Source organism: Aliivibrio sifiae (assembly GCF_002954715.1).
GTDB classification, from domain to species: Bacteria; Pseudomonadota; Gammaproteobacteria; order Enterobacterales; family Vibrionaceae; genus Aliivibrio; species Aliivibrio sifiae.
In genome coordinates this window covers 1980053-2001693 of sequence record NZ_MSCP01000001.1, presented here as the reverse complement: position 1 = coordinate 2001693, position 21641 = coordinate 1980053, and the positions used below count along the sequence as shown (strand labels likewise).

General features: G+C 39.5%; 23 protein-coding genes. 21 read left to right on the top strand and 2 right to left on the bottom strand.

What is annotated here, in order from left to right; translation table 11 throughout:
* Positions 1 to 36: 36 nt before the first annotated feature.
* On the bottom strand, positions 37 to 840 hold the full coding sequence (suhB, locus tag BTO23_RS08930) for an inositol-1-monophosphatase (protein ID WP_105063385.1): 804 nt from the start codon (positions 838 to 840) through the stop codon (positions 37 to 39).
* A gap of 209 nt (positions 841 to 1049) precedes the next feature.
* Between suhB and trmJ the strand changes: the two genes are divergently transcribed.
* The 21 genes from trmJ (at position 1050) to BTO23_RS08825 (ending at position 20071) form a co-directional block, all read left to right on the top strand.
* Positions 1050 to 1772 carry a tRNA (cytosine(32)/uridine(32)-2'-O)-methyltransferase TrmJ gene (gene trmJ, locus BTO23_RS08925; protein WP_105063384.1) on the top strand — a complete coding sequence of 241 codons (723 nt, stop codon included), beginning with the start codon at positions 1050 to 1052 and terminating at the stop codon, positions 1770 to 1772.
* 110 nt (positions 1773 to 1882) lie between these two features.
* Positions 1883 to 2389 carry a Fe-S cluster assembly transcriptional regulator IscR gene (gene iscR, locus BTO23_RS08920; protein WP_060993659.1) on the top strand — a complete coding sequence of 169 codons (507 nt, stop codon included), beginning with the start codon at positions 1883 to 1885 and terminating at the stop codon, positions 2387 to 2389.
* Positions 2390 to 2420: 31 nt separating this feature from the next.
* Positions 2421 to 3635 carry an IscS subfamily cysteine desulfurase gene (locus BTO23_RS08915; RefSeq protein WP_060993658.1) on the top strand — a complete coding sequence of 405 codons (1215 nt, stop codon included), beginning with the start codon at positions 2421 to 2423 and terminating at the stop codon, positions 3633 to 3635.
* Between the two features lie 32 nt (positions 3636 to 3667).
* The gene (iscU, locus tag BTO23_RS08910; RefSeq protein ID WP_045101377.1) at positions 3668 to 4045 is read left to right on the top strand and encodes a Fe-S cluster assembly scaffold IscU; all 378 of its coding nucleotides are present in this window, start codon (positions 3668 to 3670) and stop codon (positions 4043 to 4045) included.
* 128 nt (positions 4046 to 4173) lie between these two features.
* Positions 4174 to 4497, top strand: a complete 324-nt coding sequence (gene iscA / locus BTO23_RS08905) for an iron-sulfur cluster assembly protein IscA (protein WP_045101378.1) — start codon at positions 4174 to 4176, stop codon at positions 4495 to 4497.
* Between the two features lie 15 nt (positions 4498 to 4512).
* The gene (hscB, locus tag BTO23_RS08900) at positions 4513 to 5028 is read left to right on the top strand and encodes a co-chaperone HscB (RefSeq protein WP_105063383.1); all 516 of its coding nucleotides are present in this window, start codon (positions 4513 to 4515) and stop codon (positions 5026 to 5028) included.
* A gap of 35 nt (positions 5029 to 5063) precedes the next feature.
* The gene (gene hscA / locus BTO23_RS08895) at positions 5064 to 6917 is read left to right on the top strand and encodes a Fe-S protein assembly chaperone HscA (RefSeq protein ID WP_105063382.1); all 1854 of its coding nucleotides are present in this window, start codon (positions 5064 to 5066) and stop codon (positions 6915 to 6917) included.
* Positions 6918 to 6919: 2 nt separating this feature from the next.
* Complete coding sequence (gene fdx / locus BTO23_RS08890) at positions 6920 to 7258, top strand: ISC system 2Fe-2S type ferredoxin (protein WP_045101381.1); 339 nt, start codon at positions 6920 to 6922, stop codon at positions 7256 to 7258.
* Between the two features lie 125 nt (positions 7259 to 7383).
* Positions 7384 to 7584: a Fe-S cluster assembly protein IscX gene (gene iscX / locus BTO23_RS08885; protein ID WP_060993655.1), complete on the top strand. Its 201-nt coding sequence runs from the start codon at positions 7384 to 7386 to the stop codon at positions 7582 to 7584.
* A gap of 223 nt (positions 7585 to 7807) precedes the next feature.
* Positions 7808 to 9094 (top strand): aminopeptidase PepB, encoded by a 1287-nt coding sequence (pepB, locus tag BTO23_RS08880; RefSeq protein WP_060993654.1) that lies wholly within the window; start codon positions 7808 to 7810, stop codon positions 9092 to 9094.
* A gap of 89 nt (positions 9095 to 9183) precedes the next feature.
* Positions 9184 to 9618 (top strand): nucleoside-diphosphate kinase, encoded by a 435-nt coding sequence (gene ndk, locus BTO23_RS08875; protein WP_060993653.1) that lies wholly within the window; start codon positions 9184 to 9186, stop codon positions 9616 to 9618.
* 247 nt (positions 9619 to 9865) lie between these two features.
* A complete protein-coding gene (gene rlmN, locus BTO23_RS08870) occupies positions 9866 to 10984 on the top strand; it encodes a dual-specificity RNA methyltransferase RlmN (protein WP_060993652.1) in 1119 nt (372 codons plus the stop codon).
* Positions 10985 to 11014: 30 nt separating this feature from the next.
* Complete coding sequence (pilW, locus tag BTO23_RS08865) at positions 11015 to 11776, top strand: type IV pilus biogenesis/stability protein PilW (RefSeq protein WP_105063381.1); 762 nt, start codon at positions 11015 to 11017, stop codon at positions 11774 to 11776.
* Positions 11766 to 12662, top strand: coding sequence for a RodZ domain-containing protein (locus BTO23_RS08860; protein WP_060993650.1), 897 nt, complete (start codon positions 11766 to 11768; stop codon positions 12660 to 12662). Before pilW ends, BTO23_RS08860 begins: the two co-directional genes overlap by 11 nt.
* 12 nt (positions 12663 to 12674) lie before the next feature.
* Positions 12675 to 13793, top strand: coding sequence for a flavodoxin-dependent (E)-4-hydroxy-3-methylbut-2-enyl-diphosphate synthase (gene ispG / locus BTO23_RS08855; RefSeq protein WP_060993649.1), 1119 nt, complete (start codon positions 12675 to 12677; stop codon positions 13791 to 13793).
* A gap of 41 nt (positions 13794 to 13834) precedes the next feature.
* Positions 13835 to 15103, top strand: a complete 1269-nt coding sequence (gene hisS, locus BTO23_RS08850) for a histidine--tRNA ligase (RefSeq protein WP_105063380.1) — start codon at positions 13835 to 13837, stop codon at positions 15101 to 15103.
* An 11-nt stretch (positions 15104 to 15114) separates the two neighbouring features.
* A complete protein-coding gene (locus BTO23_RS08845; protein ID WP_061005240.1) occupies positions 15115 to 15726 on the top strand; it encodes a YfgM family protein in 612 nt (203 codons plus the stop codon).
* A 10-nt stretch (positions 15727 to 15736) separates the two neighbouring features.
* Complete coding sequence (bamB, locus tag BTO23_RS08840; protein WP_060993646.1) at positions 15737 to 16894, top strand: outer membrane protein assembly factor BamB; 1158 nt, start codon at positions 15737 to 15739, stop codon at positions 16892 to 16894.
* Between the two features lie 179 nt (positions 16895 to 17073).
* Positions 17074 to 18576, top strand: a complete 1503-nt coding sequence (gene der / locus BTO23_RS08835; protein WP_060993645.1) for a ribosome biogenesis GTPase Der — start codon at positions 17074 to 17076, stop codon at positions 18574 to 18576.
* 75 nt (positions 18577 to 18651) lie between these two features.
* Complete coding sequence (locus BTO23_RS08830; RefSeq protein WP_061005238.1) at positions 18652 to 19530, top strand: hypothetical protein; 879 nt, start codon at positions 18652 to 18654, stop codon at positions 19528 to 19530.
* 307 nt (positions 19531 to 19837) lie between these two features.
* Complete coding sequence (locus BTO23_RS08825; RefSeq protein WP_060993643.1) at positions 19838 to 20071, top strand: zinc ribbon domain-containing protein; 234 nt, start codon at positions 19838 to 19840, stop codon at positions 20069 to 20071.
* A 34-nt stretch (positions 20072 to 20105) separates the two neighbouring features.
* Here the strand turns inward: BTO23_RS08825 and xseA are convergent, their stop codons facing one another.
* Positions 20106 to 21443, bottom strand: a complete 1338-nt coding sequence (xseA, locus tag BTO23_RS08820; protein WP_105063379.1) for an exodeoxyribonuclease VII large subunit — start codon at positions 21441 to 21443, stop codon at positions 20106 to 20108.
* Between the last annotated feature and the right edge of the window lie 198 nt (positions 21444 to 21641).

The window sequence follows — 21641 nt, the reverse complement described above, 5'->3', positions numbered from 1 at the left end:
AAGATTTTTAATTCAAATCTTGGTAATCAATTAAGATTATTTAGCCATTGCTTCGCTGCCGTTTTCACGGATTTTCTTAAGCATAGACTTAACGATACGTGGGCTACCAGCTACTAGGCTACCAGTTTTCATGTAGTCAGTGTTGCCAGTGAAGTCAGTACAGATAACGCCAGATTCACGAGCGATTAGATCTGCTGCTGCTATTTCCCAAGGCTTAAGGCCAAGAGCGAAGAAACCATCGATGCGAGCTGCAGCTAGGTAACATAAATCTAGAGAAGGACAACCAGAGCTACGGATATCAGAACATTCAACAAACATAGCGCTTAATACTTTAGAGTAGCTTTCAGCGTGTTGTTTTTGACGGTATGGAAGGCCAGTCGCAAGAATTGTTTCGTTCATGTCTTTTAATTCTTGAACACGAACACGTTGGTTGTTGCGTTGAGCACCAGCACCACGTTGAGCTGTGAATAATTCATTACGGATTGGATCGTATACACAAGCCACTTCTGTACGGCCTTTAATGCGAACCGCAATAGAGATAGAGAAGTGTGGGATACCTTTAACGAAGTTAGTCGTGCCATCTAATGGGTCAATGATCCATTGAACGTCAGCGTCTTTGCCTTCGATTAGGCCAGACTCTTCAGAAATGATGCTGTGATCAGGGTAAGATTTCTTGATCATGTCAACAAGCATGTATTGAGCATCGTTTTCGATGTTCGTAATAAACTCGTTATTGCCTTTTTTTGTTGTTTCAATTTTGTCAGTTTGCTCAAAAGATTTAGCAACAAAGTCACCGGCTTTACGCGCAGTACGTATAGCAATATTTAGCATTGGATGCATAGTTATATCCCAAAAGATGTTAAAGAACAGAAATCGGCCGCGAGTATACATAAACTAACGTTCAAAAGGAAGCGTTTATTTTTTGTTCAGTTGGTGCCTTTATTATAAAAAAAGCGATTGTGGGTTAAAATCTCTGGTATATAAAGAAGAAAGGGATATTGCTTTATGATAGTATCCGGCGGCTCTTTTCATCATATGGAAAAATTAACATGCTAGATAGAATTCGTATTGTCCTTGTTGGTACTAGCCATTCAGGAAACATTGGGTCAGCGGCTCGTGCAATGAAAGTAATGGGCTTAACTAATATGGTATTAGTTGCTCCAGAGTGTGAAGTTGATGGTCAAGCCATCGCATTAGCGGCAGGTGCAAGTGATATTGCGAATCGAGCGCGTATTGTTAATACCTTAGATGAAGCGATTTCTGATTGTGGTTTAGTGATTGGGTCAAGTGCTCGCTCGAGAACGCTTGAATGGCCAATGCTAGAGCCTCGCGAAGCAGGGGTTAAAGCAATAGAAGAAGCACTATCTCACCCAATTGCGTTTGTATTTGGTCGAGAAAGAGTTGGGTTAACAAATGACGAATTACAAAAATGTCATTTCCATGTATGTATCCCGGCGAATCCAGAATACAGCTCATTGAATCTAGCAATGGCAGTACAAACAATCAGTTATGAAGCTCGTGTTGCTTGGTTAGATAGCCAAGCATATAAAGGGGAGTCTAAAGAAGCGGAATACCCTTTAAATCACGAATTAGAATTATTTTATGAGCACCTTGAAAAAGTCATGACAGACACAGACTTTATTAATAAGGCTCATCCAGGACAAGTGATGAATAAAATGCGCCGCATGTTTAATCGCGCTCGTCCAGAAACGCATGAATTACGTACATTACGCGGTATTTTAACTGCGGTAGAAAGAAGCATAAAAGAATAATTATCATCAAGTTATAATACTTGACCAAAATAGTAGGATAAATACTTGACCAAAATAGTCAGGTATGGGAAACTTCATTCCATACGAATAGTGTGGATATGAGGTAACTTATGAAATTAACTTCGAAGGGAAGGTATGCAGTAACAGCAATGCTTGATGTTGCCTTGCATGCACAAGAAGGCCCTGTGCCACTTGCCGATATTTCGGAGAGACAAGGGATTTCATTATCTTATCTTGAACAATTATTCTCTAGATTACGTAAAGCCGGTTTAGTTGCTAGCGTTAGAGGTCCAGGTGGTGGTTACCGCTTAGGCTTAAAACCGAATGAAATTGCGGTTGGAATGGTTATTTCAGCGGTTGATGAATCAGTTGACGCAACTAAATGTCATGGTAAAGAAGGCTGCCAAGGTGGGACGCGTTGTTTAACGCACACCTTGTGGCGTGATTTAAGTTCACGAATTAGTAGCTTCTTAGATGGTATTACTCTTGGTGAGCTTATGATTGATAATGAAGTTCAACAAGTATCAGATAGACAAAATATCGATGCAGCCTTAAATAATGGGTTAGCAACGGGTTCTAAAATAACAAATTCTGTGGGTGTTAATGTCCGCCTTTGACGGTCAAACGTCTGTATTCTCGGAGATGAAAATGAAACTGCCAATTTACTTTGATTATTCGGCGACTTGTCCTGTTGATGAGCGTGTAGCGAATAAAATGGTTCAACATATGACAATGGACGGATGCTTTGGTAACCCTGCATCACGTTCACACCGCTACGGCTGGCAGGCTGAAGAAGCAGTAGATACTGCTCGTGACAATATTGCCGCTTTATTAAATGCTGACCCACGTGAGATCGTATTTACATCAGGCGCTACAGAATCAGATAACCTTGCAATTAAAGGTGCTGCACATTTCTACCATAAGAAAGGTAAGCACGTTATTACTTGTAAAACTGAGCATAAAGCAGTTCTGGATCCATGCCGTCAACTTGAGCGCGAAGGTTACGAAGTAACGTACCTAGAGCCTGAATCAAATGGTTTAGTTGATTTAGCGAAATTAGAAGCAGCAATGCGTGAAGATACCGTTCTTGTTTCTATTATGCATGTAAATAATGAAATTGGTGTGATTCAAGACATCGCAGCAATGGGCGAGCTTTGTCGCTCACGTAAAATTATTTTCCATGTTGATGCAGCACAATCTGCAGGTAAAATTCCTCTTGATGTACAAGAAATGAAAGTAGATTTAATTTCACTTTCTGCTCATAAAATGTATGGCCCTAAAGGCATTGGTGCATTGTACGTTCGCCGTAAACCTCGTATTCGTTTAGAAGCACAAATGCACGGCGGTGGTCATGAGCGTGGTTTCCGTTCTGGTACGTTAGCAACCCACCAAATCGTTGGTATGGGTGAAGCGTGTCGTATCGCAAAAGAAGAGATGCAAAAAGATTATGATCATTGTTTAGCAATGCGTGATCGTCTTCTTGATGGCGTTAAGGATATGGAAGCTGTACACATTAATGGTGATTTAGACCAGCGTGTACCGCATAACTTGAACATCAGCTTTGAGTTTGTTGAAGGTGAGTCATTATTAATGGCACTAAAAGATCTTGCGGTTTCTTCAGGTTCAGCATGTACTTCAGCAAGTCTTGAACCATCGTATGTATTGCGTGCGTTAGGTCTGAATGATGAGCTAGCACACAGTTCAATTCGTTTCTCATTTGGTCGTTATACGACGGAAGAAGAGATTGATCATGCAATCACACAAATTAGCCAAGCAGTAAATAAACTGCGTGATATGTCTCCATTATGGGATATGTATAAAGAAGGCATCGACTTAAACACGGTTGAGTGGGCACACCACTAACACGGACGTTCCAGAATTTAGAGGTATTTATCATGGCTTATAGCGAAAAAGTAATCGATCACTACGAAAACCCACGTAATGTTGGTTCATTTGAAAAAGATGATCCATCCGTTGGTAGCGGTATGGTTGGTGCACCAGCGTGTGGTGATGTAATGAAGTTGCAAATCAAAGTATCTCCAGAAGGTATTATTGAAGACGCAAAATTTAAAACATACGGTTGTGGTTCAGCAATCGCATCAAGCTCATTAGTTACTGAGTGGGTTAAAGGTAAAACTCTAGACGAAGCAGCAGCACTTAAAAATGCTGAAATCGCTGAAGAGCTAGAATTACCACCAGTGAAAGTTCACTGTTCAATCTTGGCGGAAGATGCGATTAAAGCAGCGGTATCTGACTACCGTAATAAACACTAAGATTAAGTAACGTTATAAAGCGTCTTGTTTACGTGATATCGTGTAAATAGGCGCTTTATTGTCTAATATAGGTCGTTATTGACTAACGACACCCATGACCACAAAACAAATATAGTAAAGGTTGTAGTATGGCCATTTCAGTAACTGAAGCAGCAGCAAGCCGTGTTCAAACATTTCTTGAAAACCGAGGAAAAGGCATTGGTCTACGTTTAGGCGTAAGAACCTCTGGTTGCTCTGGTATGGCGTATATTCTTGAATTTGTTGATGAGCTAAACGAAGAAGACCAAGTGTTTGAAGAATTTGGGGTTAAGATTATCATCGATCCAAAAAGCTTAGCTTACATGGATGGAACAGAATTAGATTTTGCCAAAGAAGGTCTAAATGAAGGTTTCCAATTCAACAATCCAAACGTAAAAAGTGAATGTGGGTGTGGTGAAAGCTTCAACGTATAGAGCATAACGTTAACTATGAATCATTTTGAATTATTTGGGCTACCAAACCAGTTTGAACTGGATGGTGGCCTTCTTTCTGCTCAATTCCGTGAATTGCAGAAACGATTCCACCCTGATAACTTCGCGACTTCGTCAGAACGTGACCGTTTACTTTCCGTTCAAAAAGCGGCACAAATTAACGACGCTTATCAAACGCTAAAAAATCCAGTCTCCCGTGCAGAATACCTACTTTCAGAACAAGGTCATGACATTCGTGGTGAACAAACGACGATGCAAGACCCGATGTTTTTAATGCAACAAATGGAACTGCGAGAAGAGCTAGAAGATATCTCATCAAGTTCTGATCCTGAAAGTGCATTATTTGATTTTTCTGAAAATGTTTCCACAATGCGTAAATCACAATTGGCTGAATTGAAACAGCAATTAGACGTGGATGCATGGCAAGAGGCGGCACAAAGCGTACGTAAACTAAAGTTTATTGATAAGCTCAATCAAGAAGTCGAAAAGTTAGAAGATAAATTATTAAATTAATCTTTGTTAGATTAATTAAGTGAAGGATATTACCCATGGCATTTCTACAAATTTCTGAGCCTGGACAAAGTGCTGCACCACATCAACATAAACTAGCAGTCGGCATCGATTTAGGCACAACTAACTCATTGGTCGCTTCGGTTCGAAGTGGTGAAGCAAATACATTACCTGATACAAAAGGTAACGTAATTCTTCCGTCCGTGGTGCAATATCAAAACGATAAAATTTGTGTGGGTGCCAACGCTTATCAATCAGCCGCTTCTGATCCTCAAAATACCATTATTTCTGTAAAACGCTTAATGGGACGTTCATTGAAAGACATTCAAGCGCGTTACCCTGATCTACCTTACCAATTTACAGAAAGTGATAATGGGTTACCTGTGATTAGTACACCTCAAGGTGATGTTAATCCAGTTCAAGTATCAGCAGAGATCCTTAAATCATTATCTAACCGTGCTCAAGCAACGTTAGGTGGTGATCTTGAAGGTGTTGTAATTACAGTACCGGCTTATTTTGATGATGCTCAGCGCGCAGGAACCAAAGATGCCGCGACACTTGCAGGCTTAAACGTTTTACGCTTGTTGAATGAACCAACAGCCGCAGCGATTGCTTATGGCTTAGATTCAGGTCAGGAAGGCGTTATTGCTGTCTATGATCTTGGTGGTGGTACATTTGATATTTCAATCTTACGTTTATCAAAAGGCGTATTTGAAGTATTAGCAACAGGTGGTGATTCAGCACTGGGTGGCGATGATTTTGACCATGCATTAGCGCAATGGATTAAAGATCAAGCAGGTATTACATCAGCACTTTCTAATCAAGAACAGCGTGAGCTTTTGACATTAGCAACAGAAACTAAAGTGGCATTGTCAGATGCAGATTCAGTTACTGTTTCTTTTAAAGAATGGTCAGGCAGTATTACGGTTGATGTTTTTAATCAATTAATTCAATCATTAGTGAAGAAAACACTAATGGCTTGTCGCCGTGCGCTAAAAGATGCAGATATTACCTCAGAAGAAGTAATGGAAGTTGTTATGGTTGGCGGTTCGACAAGAACGCCTATCGTGCGCAGCTCTGTTGGTGACTATTTTGGAAAAACGCCATTAACGAGTATCGATTCAGATCAAGTGGTTGCTATTGGTGCTGCCATTCAAGCGGATATTTTAGTGGGTAATAAACCTGATGCTGAAATGTTATTGCTTGATGTTATTCCGTTGTCTTTAGGGATTGAAACCATGGGTGGCTTGGTTGAAAAAATCATTCCACGCAATACCACTATCCCTGTTGCGAAAGCACAAGAATTCACCACTTTTAAAGATGGTCAAACAGGAATGATGGTTCACGTTGTTCAAGGTGAACGTGAGATGGTAGAAGACGGACGCTCACTTGCTCGCTTCTCATTAAAAGGTATTCCACCGATGACTGCGGGTGCCGCGCATATCCGAGTGACTTACCAAGTAGATGCTGATGGACTTTTATCAGTAACAGCAATGGAAAAAAGTACGGGTGTTCAGTCCCATATCCAAGTTAAGCCTTCCTATGGTTTAAGTGATAATGAAGTCGCGAACATGCTGAAAGATTCAATGACGTTTGCTAAAGAAGACATGCAAGCTCGTGCATTAGCAGAGCAGCAAGTTGAAGCCGATCGAGTTATTGAAGGTCTTGTTGTTGCATTAAATAATGATGGCGACACCTTGTTATCAAAAGAAGAACAAGCAGAAATTTTACAAGCAATTGAAGCGTTAATCACAGTACGTCAAGGTACAGATACGCAAGCAATTGAAGATGGAATTAAACACGCTGATGAAGCAAGCCAAGAGTTTGCTGCGCGTCGAATGGATGCTTCTATTCGTGCCGCATTAGCCGGTCAATCTATTGATGAGGTATAGAAATGCCAAAGATTATTGTTCTACCACATGATGAGTTATGCCCAGAAGGTGCAGTACTTGAAGCAAATGAAGGTGATACTGTTTTAGACGTTGCTTTAAAGAACGGTATCGCAATTGAACATGCTTGTGAAAAATCATGTGCGTGTACAACGTGTCATATTGTTATTCGTGAAGGGTTTGATTCTCTAGAAGAGAGTGATGAGCTTGAAGATGACATGCTGGATAAGGCGTGGGGGCTAGAGCCTGAGTCTCGTTTAGGTTGCCAAGCAAGAATGGCAAAACAAGATTTAGTCGTAGAGATTCCAAAATATACACTAAACTTAGCATCAGAAGACCATTAATCTTACCTGATTAATTGAACTACTTTTGATAAAGGTAAGAGATGGAAGACAAGTGATAAACTTGCGTTTCAGAACTTACCTTTTTTTATATCAGTACTATATACAACGTAATTAAGGATGAAATTATGAGCATTAAATGGATAGATTCACGTGACATTGCAATTGAGCTTTCTGAGCAATATCCAGAGATTGATCCTCAAACTGTTCGTTTTACCGATTTAAGAGAATGGGTTATGGCTTTAGAGGAATTTGATGATGACCCAAATCATTCTGGTGAGAAAATATTAGAAGCGATAGTTCTTTGTTGGATGGATGAGCGAGATTAATTTAATCGTATTAATGAATAGGCTTAATAACGTATAAAATCCCATCAACCGATTGGATCCACCTCTTACATTTTGTGTAAATGCCTTGTATCGCCAAGGTAAAATAGGCAAATTAGATAAAAAAGAACGTTCTGTTCGCTTATTCCCATTTGATAGTCGCGCAATATAAATAATCATCGGTGTGTGATTGTATGGAGTTATTGCGTATTTAAAGGAGATTCACATGTCACAAAAGATGACAGTACAACTTTCAACAGAAGCCGCAGCTGCTCATTGGGGCGATAATGCTCTTATTTCATTTGCCTCTGAAGGTGCAGTTATTCATTGTACAAATGTTGATGTGTACGGTGCAATCCAACAGGCTGCTAGAAAGTTAAACGGTCAAGGCATTGTAGAGGTTGAATTAAAAGGAGCTGAATGGGATCTTGAATCCATTTGGTCTTTTATTCAGGGTTTCCGCGATTCTAAAAAGAATAATGATGTTGTTTGGACAGCATTGGCTGACACCGATGAAAAAGAATTGAATGCTCGTATTTTGACAACCAATTGGACTCGCGACATCATCAATAAAACAGCCGAAGAAGTAGCGCCTCGTCAATTGGCTACAATGGCTTCTGAGTTTATTAAATCGGTGGCACCAGTAGGAACAGTGACAACTAAAATTGTAAAAGATAAAGATCTTTTAACTGAAGGTTGGACTGGTACTTATGCTGTTGGTCGTGGTTCTGAGCGTACATCTGCGATGCTGCAATTAGATTACAATCCAACAGGTGATGCTGACGCACCAGTTTTCGCTTGTCTTGTTGGTAAAGGCATTACGTTTGATTCAGGTGGTTACAGTATTAAACCGTCTGGTGGCATGGCATCAATGAAAGCAGATATGGGTGGGTCAGCGTTAGCGACTGCTGGGCTTGCAATGTCTATTCTTCGTGGTTTAGATAAGCGTGTTAAGTTGGTTCTATGTTGCGCTGAAAATATGATCTCAGGTCGAGCATTAAAGTTAGGTGATATTATTACCTACAAAAATGGTAAAACGGTTGAGATTTTAAATACAGATGCTGAGGGACGACTAGTATTAGCTGATGGTCTTCAATTTGCTTCAGCACAAAATCCTGAATTGATTATTGATTGTGCAACTTTAACGGGTTCTGCAAAAATGGCGGTAGGAAATGACTTCCATTCTTTATTAAGTTTTGATGATGAATTGAGCCAAAAAGCGTTAATGTCAGCTCAAGAAGAAAATGAAGGCTTATGGCGTTTACCGCTAATGGAATTTCACCGTAATATGCTACCATCGAACTTTGCTGATTTGGCAAATATTGGTTCGGGTCCATATTCGCCTGGTGCAAGTACAGCTGCTGGTTTTCTTTCTTATTTTGTTGATGATTATAAGAAAGGGTGGCTACATATGGATTGCTCTGCAACGTATCGTACCGCGCCATCAGATAAATGGTCTGCCGGAGCAACCGGTGTAGGCGTAAGAACGTTAGCGAACCTACTTACTAAATAACGAATAAGAGATCGGGCCATAAACTCGGTCTTTTTTCTTATAACTATAATAGCTTCAAGAGAAGTAAAAGAAACTTAAAGGAAAGTAAAATGACAATAGAACGTACTTTTTCAATTGTAAAACCAGATGCTGTTAAGCGTAATCTTATTGGTGCTATTTACCGTCGTATTGAAAAAACAGGTATGCAAGTTGTTGCGGCTAAAATGCTGCGTTTAACTAAAGAGCAAGCTGAAGGCTTTTATGCAGAGCATGAAGGCAAAGAGTTCTTTAATGATCTAGTTGCTTATATGATGTCTGGCCCAGTAATGGTACAGGTGTTGGAAGGTGAAAATGCCGTTGTTCGTTACCGTGAGCTGATGGGAAAAACTAACCCAGCAGAAGCTGCTTGTGGTTCATTACGTGCAGATTATGCAATCAGTATGCGTTATAACTCAGTTCACGGTGCTGATAGCCCAGAATCTGCGGCTCGTGAGATTGCTTATTTCTTTGCTGAAGATGAAATATGTCCGCGCCCTGCAGAATAAAGTCATGTTAAAAAGTAAGCGAACCTAAGTTTTCTATATTAACTAGAAACTAATCGCTTCGCTCCCTATAAGAGCAGTGTAGCTTATACTGTCTGCATATCTGCTCTTATCGTTTCTAGTCACTAAGTACATATCATCTCAATTCTTTGATCCCCAGCAATACCTCTAATTACTAGTAATATCCTCTCAAAACTTGTACAATTCTGCGCCCGATATTCGCGGTGATGTTATTTATCAGAGAGGCAACATGACTACAGCTAAAATCAATCTACTGGACTTTGATCGTAAAGGACTTCGAGCATTTTTTTCTGAGGAATTAGGAGAGAAAGCATTCAGAGCCGATCAAATCATGAAGTGGATGTATCACTTTGGTTGTGATGACTTCGATCAAATGAACAACATCAACAAAAAACTTCGTGAAAAGCTAAAGCACAAGTGTGAGATCCGAGCACCTTATGTATCAGAAGCTCAACATTCTGTTGATGGCACTATTAAATGGGCTATGAAAGTAGGCGATCAAGATGTTGAAACGGTTTATATCCCTGATGGTGACCGTGCAACATTATGTGTTTCTTCTCAAGTGGGCTGTGCTCTAGAATGTAAATTCTGTTCAACGGCTCAACAAGGCTTTAATCGTAACCTTAAAGTTTCTGAAATTGTAGGCCAAATTTGGCGTGCGGCTCGTGAAATCGGCTTAGAAAAAGAAACGGGCCGTCGTCCAATTACAAATATCGTAATGATGGGTATGGGTGAGCCGCTGCTTAATATGAAAAACCTAATCCCGTCATTAGAAATTATGCTTGATGATCTGGGTTTTGGTTTATCTAAGCGCCGCGTAACGGTATCTACTTCAGGCGTTGTTTCTGGTTTGGAGCAAATGATTGGTAAAATCGATGTAGCATTAGCGATTTCTCTTCATGCTCCAACAGATGAACTACGTAGTGAGATTATGCCAATTAATGATCGTTGGAACATTGATGCATTTTTATCGTGCGTTCGTGAATACATTGCATCATCAAATGCTAACCGTGGCCGTGTAACGGTCGAGTACGTACTTTTAGATCATGTTAATGATGATATGAATCATGCAAGACAACTCGCAGAATTACTAAAAGATACCCCTGCAAAGATTAATTTGATTCCATTTAACCCATATCCTGGGTCACCATACAAGAAGCCAAGTAATTCACGTATCGATCGATTCATGAAGACGCTAATGGAATACGATTTTACAGTAACTGTACGTAAAACTCGTGGCGATGATATTGATGCCGCTTGTGGTCAATTAGTGGGTGATGTAATCGATAGAACTAAACGTACTCAAGTTAAACAGCAAGGTGAGGCTATCCCTGTTAAAACTGTTTAACCTTGATGTATAACAGCAAGGGAAGGCAGTATGAGAAAATGGAGTGCGGCACTATTAACCGTTGGGTTATTAGTTAGTGCAGGTTGTGTCACGGTAAATGAAGCTGATGACATGACCAAAGAAGAGATAATTCGAGCTGCTGAAGCTCGAATTACCCTTGGATTAAGCTACTTAAATGCGGGTAACATGATAAAAGCCCGTGAAAATTTGGAACTGGCTGTACAATACGCTCCTGACTATTACCGCTCTCAAACTTCCCTCGCCTATTATTACCAACAAGTAGAAGAAAACGAATTAGCTGAAAAGGCTTATAAACGAGCATTACGTTCTTCGTCAAAAAATGGTAATGTATTAAATAACTACGGTGTTTTTCTTTGTAAGAACGGCCGATATGAGGAAGCTCAACAGAAGTTTGTTCAAGCAATAGACCAACCTTACTATTATCTTGTTTCGGCAAGTTATGAAAATGCTGCTATGTGTGCATTAAGTAGTGGGGATAAAGTGACAGCAAAAACGTATTTTGAGCGCTCACTGGCTCATGATCCGAATCGAGTTCGTTCTACCCTTCAATTGGCAAAATTGAATATTGATGAAGGCAACTATTCAGAACCGAGAATTGCGCTGTTTAAATTTACTAAGAAGTACGGATACAAACCCGTTAGCCTAAGCTTACTCATAGAATTAGAAAAAAAAGCAGGCAATGCACATTTAGTTAAAAAATATGCAGATTTACTTGGGAAGAAATATCCGGACTCCAGAGAATATCAGAATTATTTAAATTATGACTCCTGAAAACATTGAAGAAAAAGTAGAAACACTTGTCGCTCCAGGGCAATTATTAAAAGAAGCTCGTGAAGCGTTAAATTTAACGATAGAAGATATTTCTTCTCGTTTACGTTTACGAGTAGAAGTTTTAGAGCAGATTGAAGCTGACCAATTTGATATGGGAAAACTAGCCACGTTCACACGTGGTTATTATCGTTCTTATGCCAAAGTAGTAAATGTTCCTGAAACGAAAGTTCTGAACGCATTAGATCAATTAGGTAAAGCAAAAATCGAACAGCATGATATGCAAAGCTTTTCTCGTAAGACGAAAAGAGAGAAGCATGATAATCGTATCATGAAATTAACGTGGGTAATTTTTGCTATTATTCTTGGTATGTCAGTTCTATGGTGGTGGCAAGAACAAGCTCAATTAGAGAGTCGTAATGATGCTCAATTAATCAGTGATGTTGCTACTGCAGAATCGATGGATTCAGCAGATAAAAATACAGAAGTAGAAACGAAGCCAATGTTGGATGAAGCAGAAATGCTTGAAGTTGATACTAATGTATCTGAACTAGAAACGTCTCCAGAGGCGCTTGAAAAAGAAATCGAAAAAGAGCCAGAAGCGGCTGCGGTTTCTGAAGAAAAAATTGAAGAAAAAACAGCAATAATTAGTGATGATGTAGTAATGACATTCAACAGTGATTGCTGGTTACAAGTTCAAGACGCTTCAAACAATCGTTTGTATTCTGGCGTTAAAAAAACAAATCAAACATTAAAGTTAACAGGTAAAGCACCTTATAAATTAGTTATCGGTGCTCCAAGTGCTGTAACGCTAACTTATAAAGGTAAGCCTGTTGATTTATCAGCCTATCCAGCTGGTAAAGTTGCACGATTAACCTTACCTCAATAATGAGTTGATTCCATGCATATAGAGTCCCCAATTAAACGTCGCCAATCTACTCGCATTTATGTGGGTAATGTTCCTATTGGTGATGGAGCGCCTATCGCTGTTCAGTCAATGACAAATACATTAACGACTGATGTTGCTGCGACGGTAGCCCAAATTAAAGCACTTGAAAAAGTAGGCGCTGACATTGTTCGAGTTTCAGTTCCAACAATGGATGCAGCTGAAGCGTTTAAGTTAATTAAACAACAAGTCTCAGTACCATTAGTGGCTGATATTCATTTTGATTACCGTATCGCTCTAAAAGTAGCAGAATATGGTGTCGATTGTTTACGTATTAACCCCGGCAATATTGGTAATGAACAGCGCATTCGTTCTGTTGTTGATTGTGCAAAAGATAAAAATATTCCTATTCGCATTGGTGTGAATGGAGGTTCATTAGAAAAAGATATCCAAGTAAAATACAAAGAGCCAACAGCTCAAGCATTACTTGAGTCGGCAATGCGTCATGTTGATATCTTAGAAAGAATGAACTTTGACCAATTTAAAGTGAGTGTAAAAGCCTCTGATGTATTTTTAGCGGTTGATTCTTATCGTTTATTGGCAAAACAAATTGCTCAACCGTTGCATTTAGGTATTACTGAAGCGGGTGGCGCTCGTGCTGGTTCAGTGAAATCAGCTGTAGGCTTAGGTATGTTATTGTCTGAAGGTATTGGGGATACATTACGCATTTCATTAGCCGCAGATCCTATTGAAGAGATCAAAGTTGGCTTTGATATTTTAAAATCATTACGTATTCGTTCTCGTGGTATTAATTTCATTGCTTGTCCAACGTGTTCTCGTCAAGAGTTCGATGTTATTGCTACGGTGAATGAGCTAGAGCAACGATTAGAAGATTTAATCACACCAATGGATGTTTCTCTTATTGGTTGTGTCGTAAATGGTCCAGGTGAGGCTGAAGTGTCTCATATGGGGATTGCGGGAAGTAATCGTAAAAGTGCGTTCTATGAAGACGGTATTCGTCAGAAAGAACGTTTTGATAACGACAATATCGTAGATAAGCTAGAAGCGAAGATTCGTGCGAAAGCAGCGATGTTATCAAAAGAAAACCAAATTGATATTAATCAGATTGACTGATTAATAAACCAGATATAAATAAAACCCATTGGGAAGTGAACGTGGCTAAAGCAATCCAAGCAATTCGAGGCATGAATGACTGCCTTCCAACACAATCGCCATTGTGGCACAAAGTAGAAGATGGCGTTAAACGCGTTATTAGTGCATATGGCTACAATGAAGTTCGTATGCCTATTGTTGAACAAACACATCTATTTAAGCGTGCTATCGGTGAAGTAACTGATGTTGTTGAAAAAGAGATGTACACGTTTGAAGACCGTAATGGCGATAGCTTAACGCTTCGTCCAGAAGGTACAGCGGGTTGTGTACGTGCAGGGATTGAAAATGGTTTACTTTATAACCAAGAACAACGCTTATGGTACATGGGTCCAATGTTCCGTCATGAGCGTCCTCAGAAAGGTCGTTACCGCCAATTCCACCAAGTAGGTGTTGAAGTCTTTGGCCTAAATGGTCCAGATGTTGATGCTGAACTTATCATGATGACTGCTCGTTTATGGCGTGAGCTAGGTATTGATAAACATGTACGTTTAGAACTTAATTCTATTGGTTCATTAGAGTCACGTGCTAACTACCGTGTCGCATTAGTGGCATTTTTAGAACAATACTTAGATGTGTTAGATGAAGATTGTAAACGTCGCATGCATACTAATCCAATGCGTGTTCTTGATACAAAGAATCCTGATGTACAAGCGATTTTAGGTGATGCACCTAAACTATCAGAGTACTTAGATGATGATTCAAAAGCACATTTTTCTGGATTATGTGAACTACTTGACGCTGCTGGCATCCAATATCAAGTTAATGAACGTTTAGTTCGTGGATTAGATTATTATAACCGTACTGTTTTTGAGTGGATTACAGAAAGCTTAGGCGCTCAAGGTACAGTGTGTGGTGGTGGTCGTTACGATGGTCTAGTTGAGCAATTAGGCGGAAAAACAACCCCTGCAGTTGGTTTCGCTATGGGTTTAGAGCGTTTGGTATTACTGATGGAAACATTAGAATTAACAGACGTACGTCGTTCAGTGGATGTTTACATGGTAACGTCTGGTGAAGGCACTCTAATGGCTGGAATGAAACTGGCTGAATCATTACGTGAACAAGTTCCTGGCTTACGAGTCATGTGTCACTTCGGTGGTGGTAACTTTAAAAAGCAATTTAAACGTGCTGATAACGCTGGTGCTGCAGTTGCTCTTATTTTAGGTGAGAGTGAAGTTGCTGATCAGACAGTGAACGTAAAAGATTTATGTACTGGCGAACAAGAAATGTTCGCTCAAGCCGATGTATTCGCAAAATTAGCTGAATTGATTTAAGAGGATAGGACGTGGAAGCCTACGAAACTGAAGAACAACAAGTTGAAGCCATTAAAAGTTGGTGGAAAGAAAACGGCAAGGCTGTCGTAGTTGGTGGCGTTGTTGGTATTGGTGCAATTCTAGGTTGGAAATATTACCAATCGACAAAAATTGAAGCAAAAGAAACTACTTCAATTTCTTATGAAAAAACACTAACTGCATTGCAAAACTCTGGTGCAGAAGCTGCTGAGTCTACACAAGCATTTATTACTGCTCATGCTAAAAGTGAGTACGCAGTATTAGCGGCACTTCAGTTAGCTAAAGTTCAGGTAGACGCTGGTCAGCTTGATGCTGCATTAGAGCAATTGAATTGGGTTGCAAGTAACAGTAAAGACGAATCATTGATTGCTACTGCTCAAGTTCGTTCTGCTCGTATTCAAGCTGAACAAACACAATTTAATGCTGCTTTAGCGACACTCGCTAATGTAAAACCAACAAGCTGGGCTGCACGCGTTGCTGAGCTAAAAGGTGATATTGCTCTTAGTCAAGGCGACGTAGCTACCGCTCGTACTGCTTATACTGAAGCATTACAAGCTGGGATGAATCAAGCGGTTCAAATGAAACTGGATGACTTAGCAGAGTAAGGACAACTGAATGCGTAAGGTGTTAAAAAAAGCGGCATTATGTACCTTTGGTTTCTCCATGCTTTTTGGCTGTGCGAGTGAAGAAGATACAATCGTAATGGCACCGGTTCCTGTTGTTCAGAATCAATTTGAACCAACAACGGAATGGACAAGTTCAATTGGTGATGGTGTTGGACATTATTTTTCACGTTTAACACCAGTTTATGCTTATCAAAAAGTTTATGTTGCAAGCCGTGATGGTCTTGTTAAAGCTCTTGATCCTGAAAATGGAAAAACCATTTGGGAACGAGATTTAGAACAAGATGTATCTGCTCGATTATCTGGTGGTTTAACCTTAACATACGGTAAGGTGTTCATCGGCTCTGAGAACGGAGAAATCATAACTCTTGATGCTGAAACGGGTGAAGAGCTATGGCGTAAAACGGTTGATGGTGAAGTTCTTGCGAAGCCATTAGCAGATGAAGGCTATGTTATTGTTCATAGCAGTCGTGGTGCTCTTGTGGCTTTTGATGCTGAAACCGGTGATGAGAAATGGCAAATCAATAGTGAAGTGCCTAACTTAACGCTTCGTGGTGATAGTGCTCCAGTCAGTATTTCTGGTGGTGTTTTTTGGGGAATGTCTAATGGTCGTTTAGCGGCAGCATTGATCTCTAAAGGTCAGTTACTGTGGCAACAACCAGTAGGAACACCAAAAGGTGCGACAGAGATTGATCGTTTAGTCGATGTTGATGCGTCTCCACTTATTTTAGGTGGTCGTTTATACACAATAGGCTATAACGGACAATTAATTGCACTAGATCTTCGTACTGGGCAACCTGCTTGGAAACGTAACTATTCATCAGCAATGAATATGTCATCTGATGGTAAACGTCTTTTCTTAGTAACAGAGAAAGATCATGTAGTAGCAGTTGATGCACGAAGTGGCACTGAACTTTGGAATAATGAAGAGCTAGAGTATCGTCAATTAACACCGCCAATGATTATTGATAATTATGTCGTTTTAGCTGATAGTGAAGGATATTTACATTGGTTAGATAGAGATACTGGGTTATTTGTTTCTCAACAAGAAATAGACAGCGATGGTATTGCGGTTTCGCCAATTTTAGTCGAAGACAGTTTTTTAATTGTTACTCGCGAAGGCGATATCAAAAAAATGCGAATTAAATAAGTTTTATTTGCTATAATTGTGAATTGGCTCCAAGTCCTTTTGACTTTGGGGCCTTTTATTGTTTTTAGATAGTGAAAGATAATCCAATTTGGTGATGGTTTTTATCCGTTCATATTAAAAAACTATCATCAAATTGGTATTAGCTCGCGCTATGCCTATGATTAAATTAAGAGGTATATATGATTCCTGTTGTTGCTCTGGTAGGGCGTCCAAATGTTGGTAAATCGACGCTGTTTAACCGTGTTACACGCACAAGGGATGCATTAGTTGCTGACTTTCCAGGCTTAACTCGTGACCGTAAATACGGCCGTGCTAAATTAGAAGAGCTTGAATTCATTCTTATTGATACCGGTGGTATTGATGGGACGGAAGAAGGTGTAGAAACTAAAATGGCAGAACAATCATTAGCTGCGATCGAAGAAGCTGATGTTGTGCTATTTATGGTTGATGGCCGTGCAGGTTTAACATCATCTGATGAAGCGATTGCAAAACACTTACGTTCACGTGAAAAACCAACGTTCTTAGTAGTAAATAAGATCGATGGTATTGATGCTGATGCAGCAAGTGCAGAATTCTGGCAATTAGGGATGAACAAGGTTTATCAAATTGCTGCTTCGCATGGTCGTGGTGTGACGTCTTTACTTGAATTGGCTTTAGCTCCTTTCATGGAAGAGTTAATTGAAGAATCTTTGAAAGATGAAAATGGTGAGATTATGGATCTTACTGAATTTGAAGATTTCGAAGAAGAAGAAAAAGATCGAACAGAAGAAGATGCAGAAAAAGATTTTTCACGCCTTCAAGATCAACCAATCAAATTAGCGATTATCGGCCGTCCTAACGTAGGTAAATCAACGCTAATTAACCGTATTTTAGGTGAAGAGCGTGTGGTTGTTTACGATATGCCTGGTACAACTCGTGACTCTATTTACATTCCAATGGAACGTGAAGGTCAAGAGTACGTACTTATTGATACCGCAGGTGTTCGTCGCCGTGGTCGTATCAATGAAACGGTTGAGAAATTCTCTGTAATCAAAACATTGAAAGCGGTTGAAGATGCTAACGTAGTATTGCTTGTTATCGATGCTCGTGAAAATATCTCAGATCAAGATCTAAGTTTGCTGGGCTTTGCATTGAACGCAGGTCGTTCATTAGTTATTGCTGTAAATAAGTGGGATGGTCTTGATAACGAAGTTAAAGAGAAAGTAAAGTCTGAGTTAGACCGTCGTCTAGGCTTTGTTGATTTTGCTCGTCTTCACTTTATTTCAGCTCTACATGGTACTGGTGTTGGTCATTTATATGAATCAGTACAAGAAGCGTATGTTTCTGCAACTAAGCGTGTAGGTACATCTGTTCTTACTCGTATCATGAAGATGGCTCAAGACGATCACCAACCACCAATGGTTCGTGGCCGTCGTGTGAAACTGAAATATGCACACGCAGGTGGTTACAACCCACCACTTATCGTTATTCACGGTAACCAAGTAAAAGAATTACCTTCTTCTTACAAACGTTTCTTAATGAACTACTTCCGTAAATCATTAGAAATTATGGGCACACCTATTCGTATTCAATTCCAGAATAGTGAAAACCCATTTGAAGATCGTGGTGGTAAGTTGACTCTATCTCAAGAGCGTCAACGTAAGCGTCTAGTTGGTGCAGTGAAAAGCCGTAATAAAAAATAATCTGTAATTACTTTATTTATACATATTGAATAATAAAACGCCCATCTTGTTGGGCGTTTTTTTTAGGTGAAAATCATGACTCAGTTATCAGCAACAGAGATTCTTTTTTGTCATAACACATGGCAACACACGTCAGTTGTTCAATTAATTAAAGAAACAGACCAAGGTAAATGGTTTGTGACTAAAGAAACGCCTTTTCACCCTGTAAGCCATATTTGGCCTGATCATCCAGAAGATAAAGGAACGATTCACATAAATGGCAATGACTATCCAATACTCGCTTGTCAAACAGGTGCGATTGAATTAGCTACGAGTGAATTATATATAGATAAAAAAATCCCAGTAAAACGTGGTGAAGATGGCTGGGTATTTGTCGTGACGCACTTAATATCTAAGGATGCGGATATTGCAGTAGAAAATACTGTAGAGCTAAAAGTTGATAAAGAATATCAAGACTCACTGAGTCGTGGGCATAGTGCTGGTCATATTGCTTACTTAGCCTTAAATAAAGTACTTCATGCAAGTTATTGGCGTAAAGATGCAGATCGAAAAGATGAACTGGGACATTACAATTTCAACAGTTATGCTCAAGAAACCAGTTTTGTCACAGAAGATCATTGTGAAGATGTGTATCGTTTAGGGAAAACATTACGTAAACGCGGTCTTAATAGTGCTGAAATGATGGAAAACCTTAACTCTATCGCAGAGCAAGTCAATAAGCAGATAACTGCGTGGTTGGCCTTAGAACATAAAGTTTCTATTGAGTGTGAAGGTAAAGCGTTAACCGATTCACGTTACTGGATAGCAGATTTTGGTATAGATGGTGTAGTAAAGCTTCCTTGTGGCGGTACTCATGTCTCTTCGTTTAAAGATTATCAAGAGATTCGAGTTGAACTAAAAGCAAAGGGCGAACAAGAGTTATTGATGGTTACCCATTCGAAAAAACGTATTTAAAGTTGAAATTACATGAGATGTATATCTTATTCTACATTTTGTGTAATTTCCGTTTTTTCTACTGAAATTAGTAAGCCTAATGCTGATTGATGTTCTGGATCTACTGTTTTAAAGTGACTGTTGTGAAGTTTTATATCGTTTAAAATTGAAAAACAGGATATGTAACTAATGCTTTCGGGGTGTGGTTATATAAATGTTCTTAAAGGGCATGATCGCTGATCAGATCCCTATAAGCACAAAGATCTATATTTTTTGAGATATGCAGCGTATCAGTATTTGGTCGAAATAAATTAATAAGGAATGAGTAATGCAAACAAACGAATGCCCTAAATGTCAGTCTGAATTACGTTGGAGTAGAGAAGGGTATCACTGCGATTTTTGTCAGGTAGATTTTAAAAAAGTAGCTTATTGCCCAGATTGTAACAAAGAGATGGAAAAGCTTAATGCGTGTGGGGCACCAAGCTATTTTTGTCATGATTGTAATGAATTAAAATCTAAGTCTCGAGCTAAAACTGAATTTGTTGAAGTCGAGCAGAGTTAGCAATATCTGTCTATGTAACTTGTTATTGTGTTAGCTAGTTTACAGTAACTGTCGATTTAATTTCACCATCAACAAAGCGAGTAGTAATACTATCCCCAATATTAATTTGCTTTGTTGAAGTGATTACCGATCCTTTATCATTTCGAGTAATCGAATAACCACGTTGTAAGGTGGCTAATGGGCTAACGGTATCTAGTTTTTCTGCCGCTAGAGCCAATTGATGACGTTGCATTAGCAAGTTTCTATCCATTGAATCTAATAAACGACGTTTTAGCTCTTCAATACGTAACTTATCTTGAGATATTTTTTTGCTCGGAGATAGATTATTTAAACGTAAGGTTAGGTTTTCAACGTTATATTGATTACGTTGCAATCGTTGTTGCATATGATTCATTAATCGTTGATTTAAGTCATCCAGTTTTTGACTTTGATTGTTTAACTGCATTTGTGGATGCTGTTTTTCAAGGCGGTGTTGAAGTGCTAATAATTGACGTTGCTGTCCTGCTAAATAGCGCTCCATGGCACTATTTAAACGACGTTTTTGGTGAGTAACAGTCTGTAGCTGAGAAGAGAGATCTCGGCTCACTAATTCGGCTGCTGCAGAAGGGGTTGGTGCTCGTACATCTGCAACAAAGTCAGTAATAGTTACATCAATCTCATGACCGACAGCACTGACGATAGGGATCTTACTTGCAGCAATCGTTCTTGCGACAATCTCTTCATTAAAACACCAAAGATCCTCTAATGAGCCACCGCCACGTCCAACGATCAATATATCACATTCATTACGACTGTTTGCTCGTCCAATCGCTTGTGCTATTTGTATTGCGGCACCAGAGCCTTGAACCATCGTTGGGTAAATAACGACAGGTAGGTTAGGATCTCGTCGTTTTAATACATTTAGAATATCAAAAAGTGCAGCGCCTGTTTTAGAGGTTATAACACCAATACGTTTAGGTTGTTCAGGTAAGGGCTGTTTTGCAGTTTGAGCAAAAAGACCTTCAGCAGCGAGTGACATTTTTAATTGGTCAAACTCTTGTTGAAGACGACCATCTCCTTCTGGTTGCATACTTTCAATGATTATTTGATAGTCACCACGAGGTTCATAAAGAGAGAGGCGGGCTTTAACAAGAACTTGTTTTCCGTTTTGAGGCTTAAAGGTAACTCGGCGATTATTGCCTTTAAACATGGCACACTTTACTTGGGCTTGGCTGTCTTTAAGGGTGAGATACCAGTGACCAGAAACAGGCACAGTAAGGTTAGATATTTCACCAACAAGCCAAACAATACCCATTTCATTTTCTAATAATAGGCGGACTTCAGAGTTGAGACGCGAGACTGTAAAGATGCGAGGATTAGAATCGAGAGACATCAGAATGCCTTAGACATGAGTATAGGAATTAGCGGCAATATAATACATATCAAGGGGGTAAATGCAAATTAAAAATAAATAAATGTGTAGCCAAGCGATTGCGCAGTGCGTATAATCCGTCTGCAATATCAAATCCAAAACACTTTATTATGCGAAACGATAAAGTGGGATTTATTCCTTTAAACACTTATGTTGTGA